Annotated in this window: 15 protein-coding genes and 2 pseudogenes; 10 read left to right on the top strand and 7 right to left on the bottom strand. The window is 59.0% G+C overall.

Translation table 11 applies throughout. The features are described from left to right. Positions 1-233: 233 nt before the first annotated feature. Complete coding sequence (locus A9K68_RS30090) at positions 234-3602, bottom strand: DEAD/DEAH box helicase (protein ID WP_245430162.1); 3369 nt, start codon at positions 3600-3602, stop codon at positions 234-236. 1235 nt (positions 3603-4837) lie between these two features. Between A9K68_RS30090 and A9K68_RS30085 the strand changes: the two genes are divergently transcribed. The 9 genes and pseudogenes from A9K68_RS30085 to A9K68_RS30050 all read left to right on the top strand — a co-directional run bounded on the left by A9K68_RS30085 (position 4838) and on the right by A9K68_RS30050 (position 12598). Beyond that, positions 4838-6013, top strand: a complete 1176-nt coding sequence (locus A9K68_RS30085; protein ID WP_065008901.1) for a zinc-dependent alcohol dehydrogenase — start codon at positions 4838-4840, stop codon at positions 6011-6013. Positions 6014-6023: 10 nt separating this feature from the next. Continuing rightward, entirely contained in the window at positions 6024-6536 is a 513-nt protein-coding gene (locus A9K68_RS30080; RefSeq protein WP_348626645.1) for a hypothetical protein, read from the top strand. Positions 6537-7717: 1181 nt separating this feature from the next. Beyond that, a complete protein-coding gene (locus A9K68_RS30075) occupies positions 7718-8227 on the top strand; it encodes a DUF2231 domain-containing protein (RefSeq protein WP_065008851.1) in 510 nt (169 codons plus the stop codon). Positions 8228-8239: 12 nt separating this feature from the next. Then, positions 8240-9007 (top strand): SDR family NAD(P)-dependent oxidoreductase, encoded by a 768-nt coding sequence (locus A9K68_RS30070; protein WP_082982431.1) that lies wholly within the window; start codon positions 8240-8242, stop codon positions 9005-9007. Positions 9008-9603: 596 nt separating this feature from the next. Then, positions 9604-10020 (top strand): annotated as a pseudogene (locus A9K68_RS32175) (chemotaxis protein CheB); the annotation flags it as partial. A gap of 33 nt (positions 10021-10053) precedes the next feature. Then, positions 10054-10557 carry a hypothetical protein gene (locus tag A9K68_RS32170; RefSeq protein ID WP_246811441.1) on the top strand — a complete coding sequence of 168 codons (504 nt, stop codon included), beginning with the start codon at positions 10054-10056 and terminating at the stop codon, positions 10555-10557. Positions 10558-10712: 155 nt separating this feature from the next. Then, on the top strand, positions 10713-11237 hold the full coding sequence (locus A9K68_RS30060) for a ferritin-like domain-containing protein (RefSeq protein ID WP_082982430.1): 525 nt from the start codon (positions 10713-10715) through the stop codon (positions 11235-11237). An 80-nt stretch (positions 11238-11317) separates the two neighbouring features. Next, entirely contained in the window at positions 11318-11905 is a 588-nt protein-coding gene (locus A9K68_RS30055; protein ID WP_065008900.1) for an ATP-dependent Clp protease proteolytic subunit, read from the top strand. Positions 11906-12088: 183 nt separating this feature from the next. Next, a complete protein-coding gene (locus A9K68_RS30050) occupies positions 12089-12598 on the top strand; it encodes a DUF892 family protein (protein ID WP_065008846.1) in 510 nt (169 codons plus the stop codon). Positions 12599-12687: 89 nt separating this feature from the next. Here the strand turns inward: A9K68_RS30050 and A9K68_RS30045 are convergent, their stop codons facing one another. From A9K68_RS30045 to A9K68_RS30025, 6 genes are all read right to left on the bottom strand, one after another. Next, positions 12688-13086, bottom strand: coding sequence for a hypothetical protein (locus A9K68_RS30045; RefSeq protein WP_065008845.1), 399 nt, complete (start codon positions 13084-13086; stop codon positions 12688-12690). 487 nt (positions 13087-13573) lie between these two features. After that, a complete protein-coding gene (locus A9K68_RS30040) occupies positions 13574-14065 on the bottom strand; it encodes an inorganic diphosphatase (protein ID WP_245430161.1) in 492 nt (163 codons plus the stop codon). 465 nt (positions 14066-14530) lie between these two features. After that, positions 14531-14956, bottom strand: a complete 426-nt coding sequence (locus A9K68_RS30035) for a DUF983 domain-containing protein (RefSeq protein ID WP_065008843.1) — start codon at positions 14954-14956, stop codon at positions 14531-14533. A gap of 1106 nt (positions 14957-16062) precedes the next feature. Next, positions 16063-16239: a hypothetical protein gene (locus tag A9K68_RS31495; protein WP_176478098.1), complete on the bottom strand. Its 177-nt coding sequence runs from the start codon at positions 16237-16239 to the stop codon at positions 16063-16065. Between the two features lie 79 nt (positions 16240-16318). After that, positions 16319-16726: a response regulator gene (locus A9K68_RS30030; RefSeq protein ID WP_082982428.1), complete on the bottom strand. Its 408-nt coding sequence runs from the start codon at positions 16724-16726 to the stop codon at positions 16319-16321. 371 nt (positions 16727-17097) lie between these two features. After that, positions 17098-17277, bottom strand: a complete 180-nt coding sequence (locus A9K68_RS30025; RefSeq protein WP_029351022.1) for a DUF3606 domain-containing protein — start codon at positions 17275-17277, stop codon at positions 17098-17100. A 444-nt stretch (positions 17278-17721) separates the two neighbouring features. Here A9K68_RS30025 and A9K68_RS30020 point away from each other — a divergent pair. Continuing rightward, a pseudogene (locus A9K68_RS30020) lies at positions 17722-18203 on the top strand (DUF2243 domain-containing protein). Positions 18204-18297: the final 94 nt, after the last annotated feature.

Here is an 18297-nt window from a genome sequence, read left to right as displayed (position 1 = left end):
TCACCGACGTTGATCTAGACCTGCTGCGCCGCTGGTTGATGTTGGTGTGGTAGGCTGCGCTGAATGCCTACCCCGGGAAAACAGTCGACGGGGAAATTCGAGCCTGTGTGGGCACCATTCGGCACCTACGTGCGAGCATACAGGCTGCGGCAAGAATCGACAGGCTCGCGTTGAGAGCGCTGGGGCAGGTCGTTTCGGATGCCTTCAATCTCAGACCGGGAGCTTGAGAACCGCTAGGGGCCATTGCCGGTTGTGCTTTGACCGGTAATCGGTCTCGCGTTCAGCTCACGTGCCGAATGTGCCGAGCGAATGGAACCGATCACGCTTCGTAAAACCTCGAGTTTTGCGATGCCTGGTTTGTTTGACGGCCTGCAGATCAAGCGGCCTCGTCGAAATTCGAACCCGTCCAGCCTTAAAATGTTCTGCCGGACTGATGCGGAGACCTTTGTGCGAAAGGTGATCGCAATCGCTTCGGGTCCTACGTCGACCTGGCTCAAGCCTAACTTCGCTGCATCTATTCGCAGTCGGCTAACCTCCAGCAGCGTGGCCGCTTCGCTCGGCATGGCTCCAAAGCGATCCTCCACCTCGTCGGCAAATGCGTTGACGTCTAAATGCGTGCTGATGCGGAACAACCGCGAATACAGGCTGAGGCGTATGGCTGGCTCCCGCACATAGCTTTCTGGGAATGACCCTCCGGCCTGCAAGTTGATGTCTGGAAGGTGCATGTCAGAGCCGGGCCCGCCTCGAGCAACCGATGAGGCACGCTCGAGCAGTCTATGATAGAGCCCGACGCCGATGAGCTTGACGTGGCCCGCCTGTTCTTCGCCGAAAAGATCGCCGGCGCCGCGTAGGTCGAGGTCCCTTTGGCTGATGGCCAGGCCAGAGCCAAGCCGGTCAAGAGCTACAAGAGCCGAAAGTCGGGACCTTGTGGCTTCAGCCAATTCCTTGCCGGGCTCGGTCAAGAGAAGTGCAATGCCTTGAACCCTTCCTCTGCCTACTCGACCCCGAAGCTGGTGGAGTTGTGCAAGTCCGAAACGGTCGGCCCGCCAAACGAGAATGGTGTTGGCCCGCGGTATATCAAGTCCGCTTTCGATGATGTCAGTGGCCAACAAAATGTCGCCTTCGCCTGCGGCGAACCGGACAACTATCTCGTCCAGCTCACGCCCTTTCATTTCGCCATGCGCGATTTTCACCGAGAGCTGCGGAACCAGCCTGCCCAGTTGTTCAACGACAGTCTCGATGTCATCTATGCGTGGTACGACAAAGAAGCTTTGTCCTCCGCGGCGGTATTCGCGCAATAGAGCAGCCTTGGCCGAACCGGCATCGAAAGGAGCCAAGATGGTGCGAACCGGACGCCGCTTGGCAGGTGGTGTGTTCAGGACGCTGACTTCCTGCACGCCCGCCATCGCCAATTGAAGCGTGCGGGGTATCGGCGTAGCGCTCATGGTCAGAGTGTGGAGGCATGGCGCCAACCCTCGCAGTGATTGCTTCAGCTTGGCCCCGAACCGATGCTCTTCGTCGATTACGAGCAGCCCGAGATCGCTAAAGGCCACCCCTTTGGCCGCAACAGCATGGGTCCCGACGACGACTGCAATGTCACCGCTTCTCAGGCCGTCCTTCACATTCCTTGTCTCTGTCGATCCGACCACCCTGGAAAGGTGAGCAACTTGGATGTTGAACCCTGCGAAACGCCGGCAGAACGTCTCGTAGTGCTGACGCGCGAGCACCGTGGTGGGCGCAACGATAGCAACCTGCTTGCCGCAGAATGCGGCCGCGGCACACGCCCGAAGCGCCACCTCCGTCTTTCCAAAGCCGACGTCGCCGCAGACCAGCCGGTTCATCGTTTTGCCCGACGACAGGTCATCCATCACGGCTCGGATTGCGGCGGCTTGGTCGGGGGTCGCGGGGTAAGGGAATCGCGCCGCGAAGCGAGCAAGGTCGGCACGCGGCGGCTTGATCAATTCGGCGGACTGGCTGGACCTGGCCTTCGCAATGGCGACCAGCCGCTTGGCGACCTTCTCGATCTCGCGGACTGCAGACTGGCGCCGCTTCTTCCAGCCTTCACCATCTAGTCGGTCCAAGGCTATCGCATCTGGCTCGGATCCATAGCGCCATATACGGCCAAACTCCTCCACTGGAACCAGCAAGGAAGCGCCACCATGATATTCAAGCTTCACAACATCCTGTTGCAGGCCAGCCACTTCAATTTGTTCGATCGCGGCAAGGACGCCCACGCCATGGTCTTCATGGACAACCAGATCGCCGAGCCGCAGTTCGGGTTCGGCTATCCCGTTGCCGGAGTCCGCGTTTGCAGTCGATGACGGGCCGAATATGTCCGCTGCCGCAACAACTGCAATTCGGGATGGCCCGTCGACAAAGCCATCCGTGAGATCGAATTCCGCCTTGAGAAGAGAGCCTCTTTCGACAGAGAGGATTTGCGGCCAATCGGCGACCGGGTCCATCTTGCGACCGAACTTACGGTCGAGCAGCCGCTCTGCTCGGCGCAGTTCCGAAGCTTCGCCCGTGACCACCACACTAAACCCCGAGCTTGTGCGCGCCTGGGCGAACTCGGCGAATTCGTGCCCGGCTCGCGGCAGGTGGAAGAATTTGGGAATTCCACCAACCGGGATCCTAAGACGCAGGCACTGGCGATCCCGTAGCGAGTCGTCCCATTCCTCACGCGACAAATAAAATTGTTTCGCCGCGGGCCGCGCCACCGTGGAAACTTGCCGCCTGCCGCGCCACGCCTCCTCTATGAGGTCCAAGACGCGAGCGAGCGAAATTTCTTCCAATCCATCCAGGAAGCAGATGTTAGCTGTTGATGCGACATCGAAGAGCGCCGGCAAGTCGGAGTAGAGCGAGACCAGGCGTTCCTCCATCGGGATGGTGCGCATCGCTGCAGGGTCGAACTCGTTGCCGGATTCCAACATAAGCTCAGACGCCGGGCCAACTACGACTCTGTGCAGCGATCGCTCGCTTCGTTGAGTGATTTGGTCGTATGCCTTAAGTTCGGAGATGGTGCCGCCAGGACCCAGTACAACACGAATAGGGCGATCACGGTCAGCAGGAAAAACGTCGATAAGATCGCCGCGGATGGCTATCTCGCCTGGTTCATCGACCCGATCGTCGACAACATAGCCAGTTCTCTCAGCCAATACCCGAAGTGCCCTCGGGTCCACCTTTTGCCCAATCTGCAGGGTGGCGAAACCCTGGCCGATTACCGAGGGAGGCGGTACCCGCTGCACGGCAGATTCGACCGAAGTAACCGTGATGCGGGGTCTTTTCGTAGCGGCCGCAACAGCATGAACAACGCTGACCCGCCGTCCCATAGTGGCGCGAGTGGGCCACACCCTGTCGTATGGCAGGCAATCCCACGGCGGCAAATACAGGATGTCAGCTGCTGGGAGGAAGTGGCGCAATGCCTGTGTGATGTCAGCGGCACTGCGTTCGGAACTCGCGATATGGAGCATGTCCCCATTTCGAGTGGTTTCCAACGCGCTGACCAATGCCGCAGCTACCGCGGCAGCTGGCGGTTCGGCTTCTCCTCCTGTTGCAAGTTCGCACTGCTCAGCCTTTCCGGCATTGGAGGTCACTCTATCCACGTCTCACCTTCCGATCCTGGGACAAAACGGCCGCGACGCGCCCGGTGTTCCGTTGGGCGGCACAGTTGCCGACGCTCGGCTTTCAGCAACGTCGCAAAGCGGCAACCGTTGCCTTGCCCAGCGTGTGATCGGATCGTGCGCCATGAGAATAGAGTGCCGCACTGTCTAGCAATGCGTGCATTGCGAGGTTTCCTGAGCAAGTCGCGAATCCGGGGGGCTACGGCTTTGTGGATTCTTTCTGGGACGAAACGGCAGCGGCTGGTCGATAGCGGCTTAGGCATCTGTGGTCGGCATTCCAATTGCCCGTTGCTAGACTTGGCCAAATGACTCGCTATCAGATGGACCCCAAGTTCTCAGGCTCAGCAGTCATTCGACGGTTGCTGTCCAAAAGCTCATGCACCGTTGGCGTGCTAGACTCCAAGCATCCCGGCACAAAATCGGCAATCAAACGGGTTGGCGCTACCATTGGCGATATGCATCCGCATCGAGTCTTCGCGCCGATCCGGACGTGCTTGGAAACCCTCGCCCGCCATAGACCCCCAAGGAATTGCCCAGGGCTTCATCTATCGCTCGAACCCTGCGTCTCTCGGCAGCCACAGCGACAGCGGAAAGCCCCAGATCAGCACGAGCCGACCAATCAGCCGCGGGACGATGATCTGCTTGCGCTGGACCGAGATCCTCGAGCTCGCGGCCCGCCGCCGGACGCAGGCCGGAGCGAGGAACGAAGAGCTCGCCGATGGTGGCGTCGCCCGAAGCTGTGGTCCTTCGTCATGGCGATGGCGGCCACTGTGGCCGAGATCGCCTTCGACACCGAGGAGACCTGGAAGATGGTGGTGCTGCTGACCTTAGAGGGTGTCATCCCGGTTGCTGCGAAGGCCATAGCCTTGGTCAATGATCATCTGCCGCCATGCACCACCGCCACGGCGAAGCAGGGAACGTTGGATGCTTCCTTGACCTTGTTGACGATGTCCGGCAGGGCGGCCACCGCCTTCTCGACGGCCCCACACTGCCATCAACCCCTCGTTCAAAAGCCGGGCTTAAGTTTTTTAACGGAGGCGGGAACATGGATGCTGCCTCGCGGGTTGAACCCCGAAGCTAATTCGCAGCCAGAAGGAAGGCGGCCGGGCTCGCTCTCGGGTGCAAGAAGCAGTGGTTCCGCAACCCCGTTTTGCCACATGAGGGTCGCCGCGGAAGCTGCTACGACGCCGCGAACCGGGGGCCACGGGAGATTAAGCATGCGAGCGCTGGTTTGGCATGGAAAAGAAGACATACGTTGCGACGAGGTTACCGATCCCGAAATCGAGGATCCGCGCGACGTCATTGTCAAGGTGACGAGCTGCGCGATCTGCGGCTCGGACCTGCACCTCTATCACAACCTCATTCCGGCAATTCTGCCCGGCGACATTATGGGCCACGAAATGATGGGTGAGGTGGTGGAAGTTGGATCCGGGGTAAACGGCGCGCTTAGGAAGGGAGACCGCATCGTCGTTCCCTTCACCATCATTTGGGGGGAATGTGACCAGTGCAAGCGCAAGAACTTTTCGGTCTGCGAACGTACCAACCGCAACAAAAACATTGCCGACAAGGCGTTCGGTCCCACGACGGCTGGGCTGTTTGGGTATACCCATCTGACTGGCGGTTACCCGGGCGGACAAGCTGAGTATATTCGCGTACCATTTGCCGATGCAACGCACATCAAGGTACCGGTCGGGCTCTCCGATGAGCAGGTCCTCTTCCTTGGCGACATATTGCCAACTGGCTGGCAGGCTGCTGTCCAGTGCGAAATCGAGCCCTCCGACACCGTCGCGATCTGGGGCTGTGGCCCGGTGGGGCAGATGGCAATTCGCAGCGCCATTCTTTTCGGTGCCAAGCAGGTCGTGGGTATAGATTGCCTGCCCGAACGCCTTTCCATGGCCGGAGCGGGCGGCGCGATTACCATCAACTTCCTGGAGGAGAGCGTTGTCGAAAGGCTGAACGAGCTTACAGGCGGCAATGGGCCAGATAAATGCGTCGACGCCATCGGGATGGAAAGTCACGTGTCCTTCCGTCAACCGGACACCGTTTATGACCGCGCGAAGCAGATGATGCTGATGGAGAGCGATCGGCCCCATGTGCTGCGTGAAATGATCTATGTCTGCAGGCCAGCCGGCGTCATTTCAATCGCGGGCGTGTATAGCGGGTTCGTCGACAAGATCCCGATGGGCCAAGCGATGAACAAGGGCCTGACCTTCAGGATGGGCCAGACGCATGTGAACCGCTGGACCGACGATCTACTGCGCCGCATCGAAGAAGGTCAGATCGACCCGTCGTTTGTCATCACCCACACTGCCGGGCTCGAACAAGGACCCGAGATGTACAAGCTCTTTCGCGACAAGCAGGACAGTTGCGTCAAAGTCGTACTGAAACCATAGGATCATGAGCATGCCTAGCAAATTCGGCAATCTCAGCAGATGGCCAAGCGACCCAAGGGTCGTAAAATCTGGCCCGAAGGCGCTCGCGCCCTCCGATATGGTAGCGCGCAAACTCGGATGGTTCAGCATTGCGCTTGGCATTGCCGAACTCATAGCCTCCGAGCGCATCGCCCGCGCATTCGGCTTGCCTGGCAAGGGAGGCGTGATCCGTGCCTACGGAGCGCGAGAAGTCAGCAGCGGCATTCTGTCCTTGTCGGTGGACAAACACTCGGGACTTTGGAGCCGTGTGGCCGGTGATGGGCTTGACATCGCAACACTCCTATGGGCGTTCCGGCATGACAATCCCAAACGTGGCAACGTCGGACTTGCATTGGTGCTCGTTGCCGGCGTGACACTCATCGATTTATTGACCGCGCAAAAGGTAAGCGCCCGGCACGCTCGCGGCCGCCGGCAAGCCCGGGATTTTAGTAACCGCAGCGGCTTCCCGCGGGGTCTTGAAGCTGTGCGGGGCCTTGCAACGTAAAGACATGTCGTCACCTGCCAGCCAGAATTGAGCGGTGGCTGACCTCAGGAGAAGGTCTTTCCGCATGCCCGTGCCTGCCGCCGGGCACAGTCCCGATGGCAAGCTCCGGCTCCTGCACAGCCAAGCTTCGAACCGGGGCTTCGGCTGCCTTCCAGTCGGGCGTGAAGAAGCGCCGTGGTCCATGCGCCAGCGACCCAGGACTAGCCGGGCATGATACCGATCCGTCCCAAGCTGCGATGCCGTACCCCGCGTGCAGCGCGGTCAGCCGCTAGCACTCTGATCTGGTCGACCAAGTCCTTTCTTTGTAGCGAGTTTTTGTTTTTCTTTCAGCAGCCGAACGATCGCGTCGACAGGCGGTGCAAGCTCGGGCGGCGACTTGCTGTTCGAGCGCCACAAGTATCCAAACAATGTTCTCAGTATGCGCATTGTCGTAACCTCCTGGACCACCAAACTTGGCTTGGGCGTTGTTGTTCCTGAACGGCACGCCAAGCCCGCTGGGGGTGACGCGGAGGCTCAATCTGAGAAACGACCTGAAGTGCTCGCGTCTCGGATTGTTGCAAATTATACGGCGGGAGGACGGACGAGTAGAACTTCGTTGGGCTTCGAGACGACCGTTAGGACGGTGGCTCGTCAGCAGGCGGTTTGTCTTCCTTCCGGAACCCTGGCCGAGCCAAAGGCGTTCGGGTCGTGCAGCACTTGCCCTAGGGCTGAAAGATCGGACTCCCCCCTTCCGATCAGCCCACGTCCTTCCCATCCCCTCGGGGTGCGGGCCCCTATTTTGTTTGGCGTGCTGGAGCGGCGCGGCTGAAGGCGTAGCGGGCCTTTTTTGTTTCCGTGTGGAACTTCGGCGCGGGCTGAAAGTTTGATTCGTGCAGCTGCGACATGGATGACTCCCGATGGGCCCGCGTCCTTTTTTCCCGAAGGGCGCGGGCTTTCTTTCTGCACGGAACACCGGGGCGGTGCACATTTCGCCGGCTTGCAGCGAAATGGCCGCTTGCGCGCTGCCTCAATCCCTCGCCTTCAGGCCCTGTTGTCTGCCGTCATATAGTGTGATCCCTGCTATCAACAATATTTTGGAATCCCATCACCAGCCGTCACTGGGCGCCGCGAGTGGAGATGCTTGACAGTGATTACCGGCTCGGGTTTTTGGAACTTATTCAGGCTTTTCAGCGTTCTATGACATGCCTCACGATCGAGCCAACCGTCTGCTGGGCGTCGCCACCACTGCGAAAATCGGCGGTCATCCGATCCACCCCATGTTGATTCCTTTTCCGATCGCATTGCTTGTGTCGGTGTTCCTCTCAGACCTGGTGTTTTGGTCGACCAGGAATGCTTTCTGGGCCGAGGCTTCTTTTTGGCTGCTCGGGTTTGCCTTGCTTATGAGCGCCGCAGCTGCGCTGGCCGGCTTTGCCGATTTCCTTGGAAATGCAGTCGTACGCTCTTTCGGCGCCGCGTGGCACCACATGATAGGCAATGTGATCGCAGTGGTACTCGCCTTGGCTAATTTCGTTTTGCGGCTCAGTACAGGCGCAGTCGAGGCGACTCTGCCTTGGGGATTGGCCCTGTCTACGCTTGTTGTCCTGCTTCTTGTTTACACTGGCTGGAAGGGCGGAACGCTCGTCTACGAGTACAGGGTAGGAGTGCATCCTGAGGAGGGTGAGGGCACCAGTTCTCGTGCGGGACGATTTTGATGAGGTCTTGGCATGGCCGACCTGCGGGGACGCGTTGTCGTGGTCACCGGCGCTTCGAGCGGCCTCGGCAGAGCGGCTGCTCTTGGGTTCTCGCGACAAGGGGCGCGGCTGGTACTGGTTTCTAGAAACGACGACGCGCTCGACAACATCGCTAAGGAATGCGTCGACTCAGGCGGTGAGGCACTGACCTTTCCCGCCGATGTGGCAGACTTCAGCGCGGTCGAGGAAATCCGTGGTTTTGCGGTATCGCATTTCGGCCGGATTGACGTCTGGGTGAATTGCGCCGCAGTGCTGATTTTCGGGCGTTTTGAGGAAGTTCCGCCTCCGCTGTTCCACCGTCTGGTCGACACGAATGTGTTTGGCTACATCAACGGATCTCAGGTCGCCCTCAAGCAATTCCGCTCTCAAGGAGACCGTGGAGTGCTGATCAACGTCAGTTCAATCTCGGTGTCGCTCCAGAGCCTTTTGTCAGTGTATATGTCGCGAGCAAGTTTTTCATACGCGGGCTCGCAGCGTCCATCCGGCAGGAGTTGCGCACCACGCCAGACATTCATGTGTGTGCTATCCTTCCTGCAGCCATGGACACCCCTATCTACCAGAAAGCGGCGAATCTGTTCGGCCGCAAGGCGCGATCCATTGTCCCTGTTTACTCCGCCGAGCGGGCCGCCTCTGCAATTGTCGGCGCCGCGAGCCATCCTCGACGCGAGATCAGGGTTGGGGGCTTCGCATTCGTGTTGGAATTTGGCTGCCGGGTTGCGCCATCACTGGTGGAATGGATAGTCGCTGTTGTGGGGCCACGTCTCCAGTTTCAGGAAGACGCCGAACAACCGCACGATGGCAACTTGATGGCAAGTGTGTCCCCTCACGAAGTTGCCGGCCGCTGGCGCCAGTACTGGACGAAGGCTGTTGGGCATCACTCCCCTTGATCGTCGCGTGCCCTTTGATTCACGTGCCCAGCCACCGCTTCCAACCTGTAGTGAATGGATTGGAACACAATCTTGCTGTTGCGGGTGACGAAGCTGTCTGCACCGTCGGTAGCGTTGAAACTGCGCGAATAGCGGACCAGATCAGAATGGCGTAGGGACCCCGAACCTGCTTTGCCAAGAATTCGAATTTAGCCTCAGGCAACTGCTCATGAAGACGTTGGCTGAGAGGCGGATAGTGTCGTGACCGACGAAATTAGAATTCGCGGTATAGTTGCGCCTAAGGTCCTCCTCCAGGTCACCCATCACACGCAGCCTCAAATGGTCTTCAAAAACCTCGTGTCGATCGAGCCATTTAGACGCTCCGTTTGTCTCCGGTGCCAAACTGAAGGCCTGTTCCTTTACGCCGCGACGGAACGCAGCCGCTCTCGGATTCGTTGCAATGCATGAGCAATGTTGGACATAGGTTGGGCCAAGCTTCGAACGATCAGGGCCGCGTTTTGGGCTTGCCCGATAAAGACGAGCTATCTTCCGGAGATCCTTGATCGGGCTGGCCCTCTCAGGGCGACCAAGGCGAAGAGTGGGGAGCAGTTCGAGCGGGGGCGCGTCTATGTGGCTTCACCCGGTTTCCATCTGCTGCTGCACCACGATCACATGCTGCTCCGGCGCGGCCCTCGCGAGAACCTCGCCCGGCCGGCGATCGATCCTCTCTTCCGATCGGCCGCGTGTAGCTATGGAGCTCGGGTCATTGGCGTCCTCCTCTCTGGCAGCCTGTCCGACGGCACCTCGGGTCTCCGGGCGATCAAGGCCGTCGGCGGAGTAACAGTGATCCAGGACCCGCAAGACGTGGCCGTACCAGACATAGTTCGGAGCGCCCAGCGCCATGTCGAAATCGACCATTGCGTGCCCATCGCCGGAATGGGCGACCTGTTGGCCCGGTTGGCCTCCGAGCCCGCCGGCGAAACGCTTCCTGTTCCACCGGGAGTCCGGCTGGAGGCGGCGGTCGCAGCTCAGGAGCACTCTGCTATGTCGAATGAAGATCGTCTCGGCGAACCTTCGTTGTTTGTATGTCCGGAATGCCACGGTCCTCTGTGGGAGATCGAGGACGGCGACATGCTTCGCTACCGATGCCACACTGGGCATGCCTTCACGTCGGAAGCGATGCTCGAGGCCCAGTCGGCAGAGACTGACGAGATATTGTGTAGCTTGCTGCGCGCGCATCAGCAGCGGGCGGCATTCACCCGGCGAATGGCCGACCGGGAAAGCGAGTCGGCCCGCGTTGACATGGCGGCAAAGCTGCAGGAACGGTCGAGAGAATGCGAGGCGGACGCCGAAGTGATCGAACGAATTCTCGAAAGCAGGCGTGGCATAGTTGCAGAGAATGGGGCGACGACGAAGCAAAACTGATCCGGTCTCGCTGACAGCTTCGGAAGACCGGGATCGATCCGAACCGGATCTATGTGATGACCGTGGATCCGATCGGCCCAAAGGAACAAACAGCAGCCACTTTGGTTAAAGCTGCGCGTGCCACCAGACACGCGTTTCTCACATTCGGAACGACGATGGCTATGAAAAATGAATCGCAGAGCAAGGCCAAGGGCCTCGAAGATCTTTTTCACGACGGACTGAAGGACGTCTACTACGCTGAGCGCAAAATCCTGGCTGCGCTGAAGAAGATGGCCAAGGGTGCCGAATCTGACCAACTGACCGCCGCATTCGAAAAGCACCGCGACGAGACGGAGGCTCAGATCGAACGGCTGCAGCAGGTCTTCGAGATTTTCGGCAAACGGGCACAAGGAAAGACATGTCCCGCGATCGACGGCATCATTGAGGAAGGACAGGAGGTACTGGAGGAATTCAAGGAAGCTCCAGCTCTGGACGCTGGGCTTGTGGCGGCGGCGCAAGCGGTCGAACACTATGAGATCGCCCGCTATGGCACCTTGATTACCTGGGCCGGACTGCTCGGCCTAAAGGATGCCGTGCCGCTGCTCGAGGAGACGCTCGAAGAGGAAAAGGCGACTGACGAAGCGCTGACGCAGCTTGGAGAGACCAGCGTCAACGAGAGAGCGATGCAGGAAGCTGCCTAGGTAATCGGCGCTTCGACGGAATCAATGAGCACGTCATGAACAATAGAGAGAACGCGCCTCCGGACGACGGTGGCGCGCCTTTGTCGCCGGCGCCGGCGGGCCAGGCGCCAAGCCTGCGGCAACTCCTGTTCGAGCCTAATATCTCCGTAAACGGTCTGATCGACGACAGCACTGTCGTTTTTCTTCTTGGTCGCCTGGAAGCCGTACGCCAGAGCGGCGGCGACCTCATCATGGAGCTCAACACCAACGGCGGGGATGCCGATGCGGCCCGGCGGATTGCCCTCGAAATTCGGCTGTTTCGGCAGCATTCAGGCCGCAATGCATACTGCGTCGGCAAGACGAAAGTGTATTCGGCGGGGGTGACTATCTTCGCGGCTTTCCCGAAGCCGTTCCGCTTCCTCACCACGGACGCGGTTCTCCTGGTGCATGAGCGCCGTATGCAGACGAGTGTCGAACTGAATGGCCCGATGAAATCTTCCATTCAGATTGTGCGCGAGCAGCTTGCGCTACTTGAGACAGCGGAGCGACTGGAAATGGAGGGTTTTAAGGAACTCGTTGAGGGCAGTTCGCTTAGCGTTGACGAACTCTACCGCCGTGCGACAACCAATTGCTACATCCACGCTGAAGAGGCCCTCGAGCTGGGGATAGTCGCCGATCTGCTGCGGTAGCATTGTGTTCAGGCGAGATATCCGTGGCGATTCCGGAGTATCGGATTGACAATGCGAAGCCCGCGCTTCTTGGGAGAGAGCACGAGCCACGAGTATCGACTGCACTTGGCGGGCGATCGGAACCAACGGTCTGTGGCGACGTTGCGATGGCAGTAAAACTATGCTGACCCAACGGAGACCGACATGACAGAGCCCAAGGAACGTCTGGTGCAGTGGCTTCGCGACGCTCACGCCATGGAAGAACAGGCCGAGACCATTTTGAGCGGCCAAATCGAGCGTCTGGAAAACTATCCCGAGATTCGCGACCGGATGAACACGCATCTCGAAGAAACGAGGCAACAGGCGAAACGTCTCGAACAATGCCTCGACCGGATTGGCGATGGATCTTCGACGCTGAAGGATGCCGGCGGTAAGATAATCGCCTTCGGACAGAACATCAGCGGCATTTTTGCAGGCGACGAGGTGATGAAAGGATCGCTAGCCAGCTACACGTTCGAGCATATGGAAATCGCCAGCTACAAGATGCTCATTGCCGCAGCCGACGAGGTCGGCGACCTCGAGACCCAAAGCGCGTGCAAAGCAAATTTGCGCGAAGAAGAGGCGATGGCCGACTGGTTGGAAAACAGACTCGGCACAGTCACCAGCGAGTTTCTCAGACGCGACGAGCGGGACTCTGACACCGCGAAACGGTGACGTGCAGAGGCGCCGCTCTATTTGCGCTTAAGGGCGAGCTGTCGCGACCCATACGCGGGGGAATGGCGAGCCCTTTACCTGCTACGAGCCTATTGCTCCGGAACCGCGGAGGTCTGTGGATGATTTCGCGCGGCCTCGGCAATCTCGGGGATGTATTTGGTCGCGGTGCAGCTTCGGTTCGTGTTCGAGCGCGCATCGAACACCTCTTTTTCGCAGACCCGCTCAGCGATCTCGATGGGAACATGCACAGCCAGAGGCACCTCAGTCTCAGATATTCCGAGCTTGGCTGCGATTTTCTGTTTCACCTCTTGCCTACCGAGCGAAACGTCAACGCCGACGTCTTGCGGGTCCTGAGAATCTTCCGTCGTCGGCGATGCGCCTTGCCCGGGTAGATCGTCTTGCTGCCCAGTCTGAGCAAATGTCTGAACGGTAAAGAGCAGCCATGTAATCACAGCCGGCAGCAATAATCGGTGGGGGAGTGTTTTCATGCCCAGCCTCCTGCAGGTGCCTTGAACAACGGGCAAAGTGGTCGAAGCGTTCCAGAGGAGCGGCGTGCGCTTTGGGGAGCCGATGCAGCCCGCCGTGCCGAAGAATGTGGCAATTTTTGTGCTGTGCTGTTGGAACCTGATTTGGCGACAATTTCAGTGCGGCAACAAGCGCTGTGCTGTCGGATAGGGGAGAACAATGCGGCAAAAGGCAAGCATTCACCGACAAAGAAAAACAAGACAGAAAGGAGCGCACGTCGGATGCTGCGCGGGAATTGATCGAGGTCGAGCGCGCGGCACGAAATGCAAAGACGGCTCGGCTCCGGCAACAACGACTGAGAATTGAAACCGCTCTTGCTGGGGCACCGGCACCGCAACCGAAGAGGGATTGGAAGGTGAAGAGGTGGTACTAGGCACGCTGCACGTGGCGCTCTCCAATCATCCGCGGCGGTGCCGGAAGGCGCCGGCTTCCTGCGCCGCTTGGGAGCGCTCAGAGACCGGCGGCTCGCTGTTTCCGCTCGAAAGTTCTCATGGCCCGATGGATGTTCCGGAGAGCTTGGCTGGAATCGTGCCACCCTTCGAATTCGATCTGCTTGTCGGTGCCGGACACCGACGCCAGGAAAAACTGCTCGATCTCGGGTCGCAAACGATCCGGAATATTCTCGCCAAGGAGAGACTCGCTATGCGCATCTTGCTTGTGCGGGCAAAATACATAGCGATCGTTTCTCACGGTCTCGCCGTTCTCCGTTTGCATGACACGAAGGGCCGCCAGCAGATCGCACTTGATGACAACACCGGGAGCGCTGGCTGCCTCATGGATGACTAGACCGTCGAGGGCGTCGCCATCGTCGCCCAGCGTAGAAGGCAGAAAGCCCCAGTCGTAGGGGTAGGCTAGGCCTGCTGGAAGCGGCCGCGTATATTCGAAAAGCTTCTTCTTGGGTTTGTAAGTCAACTTTGCTTCGGTGCCACGCGGTGTTTCCACGACTACCCTGATCCGACCCTTCGATGTAGTCGTAGGCAGTGTCAGATAATTCGCCACGTTTGGTCCTCGCCAGTCCATCCCAATGGCCCTAGACTTCTCTAAGCGGCGGATGGCGGATTTGTTCCGAACGTGCCTATCCGCGTCTTCACGAAAACCGGTGCGGATTGGACGCGCAAATACACTGGGCTCATCGAAGCCGCCAGAGAGCTTGAGGTCGAGAATGCGATCATCGACGGCAAGGCTTCAGGAACACGCCGGTCCACTGCCCAAAGAGTTGAAGAAACGGCCGGCGAAGCAGTGGGCCAGAGGCGGTGAAGCTGCATATCGAGCACCTCCGCGGCGAGCACGGTTATATCCGACACGGTTCCGTGCTGGGAATCAGCGACGAATGGGAACCGAGGTAGTTGGGAGCATTGGCTGGCTGAAAAGGTGCGGCAGCTCTACATACGTCCTTGGCCCATAGCTTCACGTATTCGGCGGCTGCTGCCGATGGCGCTCAGCTTCGGCTGCATGCCATTCTCGGTCGATGGAGCCTTCCTCAGCCTTGTGGAAGTACTGCGAGCAAACTAGCCAGCCTTTGAGCGGCCTTAGCAATGCAACACACGCTCCAACGGTGAGGGGTAAGGTCGTGAGCGCATGCATCCAGTAGGATGGCTCATACGTGAGCTGAAACCATAGCGCGAAAGCCAGCGCCGGGAATGCCACAATCGACATGGAAAAGAAGGCCGGGCCATCAGCCGGATCGGCGAACGAGAAATCCAATCCGCATACATCGCAATTCTGCGCCAGCTTGAGATAGCTGCTGAACAGATGCCCCTGTTGGCAGCGTGGGCAACGCCCCTTGATACCGGTTAGGACGGGGTTGGTCGTTTCATTGTAGTAGGTAGGCATCCTGCAAAACCACATCGCCCCGGCATTGGTTCCGAGGCAGGCTGCGTCCTTGTTGGGGTTTCGGCGACGAGGAGTAACTGGTTTTGCTCGCGCCAATGTCGCGTAGATAGCGCAGCTTAAGGAATCTAGCAAAACCCCTAGCTCCGCTCGCCAACTCTGTCCCGTTCCAGGCGTCCAGCGAAGATCGTCGGGTGGAATCTGGATGCCTGGTGCGGCCGAACTCACGGCCAATTTGAAATCCCGCGTAAATGAACAGCCGCTGGGTTCGAACAGCGCGTAATAACCGATGGCAGGCGTCGAACGTGCGAACATTTTGGCGCGGCAAGCTTCCGTTCCTATAGGCGGGAAATTCAATCAATTGCAGGAATCGAGCGCTAGCTGTTCGCCCACCTCAGTGGACGCAGACAGTGGCCACCAACAGCACTGCAGGATCCATGTTGAAACACTCTCCAGATCGCTGCCGAATAGCTGGAGCCAAGCGTCCTGCGCGCGGTAGGCGAGAACTTCGCGCTGAGCTCGGCCGCTGAAATGCGAACGATGAACTCTGACGCCGATGCAGTGCGCCAAGCACGATCTGGGTGCTTTTGGTCTCAACGAGATTGCGATAGGCGGCAATACATGGGATCGCGGTTCTGGCGTCATTCCCTCATAGCGGTAGCAGCTCGTACATGAGCGCGGATGGCAGTGGCGTCTCTGATCTCCATTCGGAGTTGGGCGATCTCACCGCGCAAGACGACCATTCGCACCCGATGATGCGTAAGGCTGGCACGCAGAACCCGCGCTAGCTCGGTCTCGTTAAATGGGTAAATTTCGCCCATGTAGCACGGCTTGTCGGGTAGCTGCTAATTGGGTCTGTCAAAGGCGGCGCTCGTCAGCTTTGTTTTCATCGCGTCGCCTTCCGCCAGCGGCCGATCGCGCCCCGGCCTCGCTGCAAAACCACCGTTCACCTTTTGCTCGAGGTAATCAGCGTCTCATTGTAATATTCTTGGCCTGGTACACGGTAGATATGCTCACCAGAGTTCACGCCGATGTTGCCTTTAAAGTTGCAACCTGAACCGAGAAGGCTGACGCCCGTCGATGACTCGCGGACCGTCTGCAGGAAAGCCTTAAAGCTTCGGCCCTAGATCACGGCGCAAGAGACGCGCTTCTCTCAGGATCGAGGCACGATCAAGTCCGATCAGCGATACAATGCCGCGTATTTGCTGCTCGGTGGCACCTGTTTCCTGCGCAAGTGAGCGTACATAGTCGTCTGTCAGGCGGGCCCGCCCTGCTTCTTCTGCCATCAGACAATGCCTTGCGTTCGGGGCAGGAGTCCGATGGTCGCTCCCAAGCGTCAGCGCCCATTGTGTGTGGCTGGCGATCTCACACTGTACCGACTTGCCTAGGTTTTATCCAGATGGAAGCGTGCTCGCCAGCCGCGGATGCCCTGGCCATCGAACTCGCCAAAGCTACGAGCACGGAATCGTCGGCAGGTTTCTCGACAAAAGTTCCGGCCTTGAAGGCCTCACCTCGGCCCTCGATGTCCGTGGCACTATAAATCACAAAGGGGATGTTGCGGGCAACGAGTTCTTCAGCAACCGAAGAGCTGACGCCGTCCTGCAAGAGCACGTCCAGTATAACGACGTCCGGCTCAACCAGGGCCAAAATTTGTCTTGCACGAACGCAACTCGGCTCCGAGGCTACCGCAAAACCAGCCTGTTTAAGGGAGGCCTCGATCTCAACGACGATCATCGGCTCGTCCTCAACAATCAGTGCTAGTGGCTTTCTCATGTGCTCCTCCTGCTGGGCAGGAGCACGACGTGCGCTGGCACCACGGCAATCAGTTCATAAGCCTATCCGGATCAGAGTGCATGCTCATTTGTTAAAGCGAGCGAAAACACAGCGCGCACAAGAGACATGGAGCCAGGCTGTCATGCGATCGCCGACTGCATGCTGGATGCTGGATGCTGGACGGAGCGCTCGCTGCGGCCGAGCGCCGCCGGCAATAAGGTCGAGGCGCGGCTCGCGATCGCCCGCGCAATGACGCGTGCCGGCCGGCCTATTTGAGTCACGACTGGTCTCGAAAGGCGTACACCTTCACAGGTCGCCCGCACCTCCACGGCAAAGCTGGCGCTCGCGCCGGCAGGAGATCGAAACCAAGACTATTCGTCTTTCTTCAGCTCTTCAGCTTCGTCCTTCAGCCGTTGCCAGTCTGCGCCGTGCTTGCGAAGCAATGCCCGCGCCTGTTTGGGCGTCACATCTGTCACCTCCGCCAGGTGCTCAACTTCGAGTTCTGCACCCTTCTTAACTCGGCTCGTGTCGCTCGTCCTCTTGTCCGCCATCTGTTGCGTCCTCCTGACCCACGGTCAGTGCAACGGATGTTCAACATTGTGGTTCCGCCCCTGTGGAACTAACTGCCGGCCGTGTAGTTTTACCGCCGAATGAGATCCCAAATGCTTCGGTTCTTAATCGGTCTTGGCGCGCTGTATGCGGCATTTCAGATCGGCCGGGAGTTTGGCCGCACAGACGCGGAGGTCATCCAGACTCCACCCGACGATCGTCGCACGACGCCTGGAAACGGGGCAGAGTTCGGCGAGCGGAAATAGGGGTTCTGGTAACTCCTCAAGCTTGCGCTATCTACGCGACATTGGCGCGATTACGCACTTATTCGATTCTAGGCGATCGGCTTATATTAGCCAGCCTGAACGGAACGTGATTCCGCTGGGCTGCGGCAACGAAAGTTGGTCGTCGGCATTGCGCTTGTTCGCCCGAGGAGGAAATAACTCGTGCCAAGCCTAGATGCGAAGCCCCGCCGGTTTCCCACGCTTGCAGGCATTCTGTTTGGCCTTGGTTTGGGCGGCTTTTTCGACGGCATCGTCTTTCACCAGCTGCTCCAGTGGCACCACATGGTAACGAGCGCCGGCTATCCCGCCGACAGCGTCGAAAGCGCTCCTCGATGGCCTGTTCCACGCCGCCACCTATCTGTTCGTTTTTGCTTGGGCTGCTCCTGCTCTGGCGCGCCGCGCATCAATCGCACCTTTGGTGGTCGGGAAAGATGCTGGTCGGCACAGTGCTTATCGGATTTGGCTTATTCAACCTCGTCGAAGGGCTGGTGGATCACCAGATCCTCGGCATCCACCATGTCAACGAGACCGTCCCGCGGGAGCAATGGATCTACTGGGATTTGGTTTTCCTGCTTTGGGGTGCGCTGATGTTGGTCGGCGGGTGGAGGCTGTGGAGGCAGGGCAGGCGTGCCTCGCCAGGCTAGTTGCGTTGAGGTGCCTGCCCAGTTCAGCGTGATCGCCGCGCAGATGCCAGATGCGCAGCTTCATCTCGGGCGTGTCCACCTCTTATCCGCATCA

It is taken from the genome of Mesorhizobium sp. AA22 (assembly GCF_001672375.2).
In the GTDB taxonomy this organism is placed as follows: domain Bacteria; phylum Pseudomonadota; class Alphaproteobacteria; order Rhizobiales; family Rhizobiaceae; genus Mesorhizobium; species Mesorhizobium wenxiniae.
This window is presented reverse-complemented; position numbering and strand designations above follow the sequence as displayed.

Excerpts from the sequence above, each read along its gene's own strand:
- A9K68_RS30085 (WP_065008901.1), top strand. The coding sequence starts at position 4,838 with ATGCGAGCGCTGGTTTGGCATGGAAAAGAAGACATACGTTGCGACGAG.
- A9K68_RS30080 (WP_348626645.1), top strand. The coding sequence starts at position 6,024 with ATGCCTAGCAAATTCGGCAATCTCAGCAGATGGCCAAGCGACCCAAGG.
- A9K68_RS30075 (WP_065008851.1), top strand. The coding sequence starts at position 7,718 with ATGCCTCACGATCGAGCCAACCGTCTGCTGGGCGTCGCCACCACTGCG.
- A9K68_RS30070 (WP_082982431.1), top strand. The coding sequence starts at position 8,240 with ATGGCCGACCTGCGGGGACGCGTTGTCGTGGTCACCGGCGCTTCGAGC.
- A9K68_RS30060 (WP_082982430.1), top strand. The coding sequence starts at position 10,713 with ATGGCTATGAAAAATGAATCGCAGAGCAAGGCCAAGGGCCTCGAAGAT.
- A9K68_RS30050 (WP_065008846.1), top strand. The coding sequence starts at position 12,089 with ATGACAGAGCCCAAGGAACGTCTGGTGCAGTGGCTTCGCGACGCTCAC.
- A9K68_RS30045 (WP_065008845.1), bottom strand. The coding sequence starts at position 13,086 with ATGAAAACACTCCCCCACCGATTATTGCTGCCGGCTGTGATTACATGG.
- A9K68_RS30035 (WP_065008843.1), bottom strand. The coding sequence starts at position 14,956 with ATGCCTACCTACTACAATGAAACGACCAACCCCGTCCTAACCGGTATC.
- A9K68_RS31495 (WP_176478098.1), bottom strand. The coding sequence starts at position 16,239 with ATGGCAGAAGAAGCAGGGCGGGCCCGCCTGACAGACGACTATGTACGC.
- A9K68_RS30030 (WP_082982428.1), bottom strand. The coding sequence starts at position 16,726 with ATGAGAAAGCCACTAGCACTGATTGTTGAGGACGAGCCGATGATCGTC.
- A9K68_RS30025 (WP_029351022.1), bottom strand. The coding sequence starts at position 17,277 with ATGGCGGACAAGAGGACGAGCGACACGAGCCGAGTTAAGAAGGGTGCA.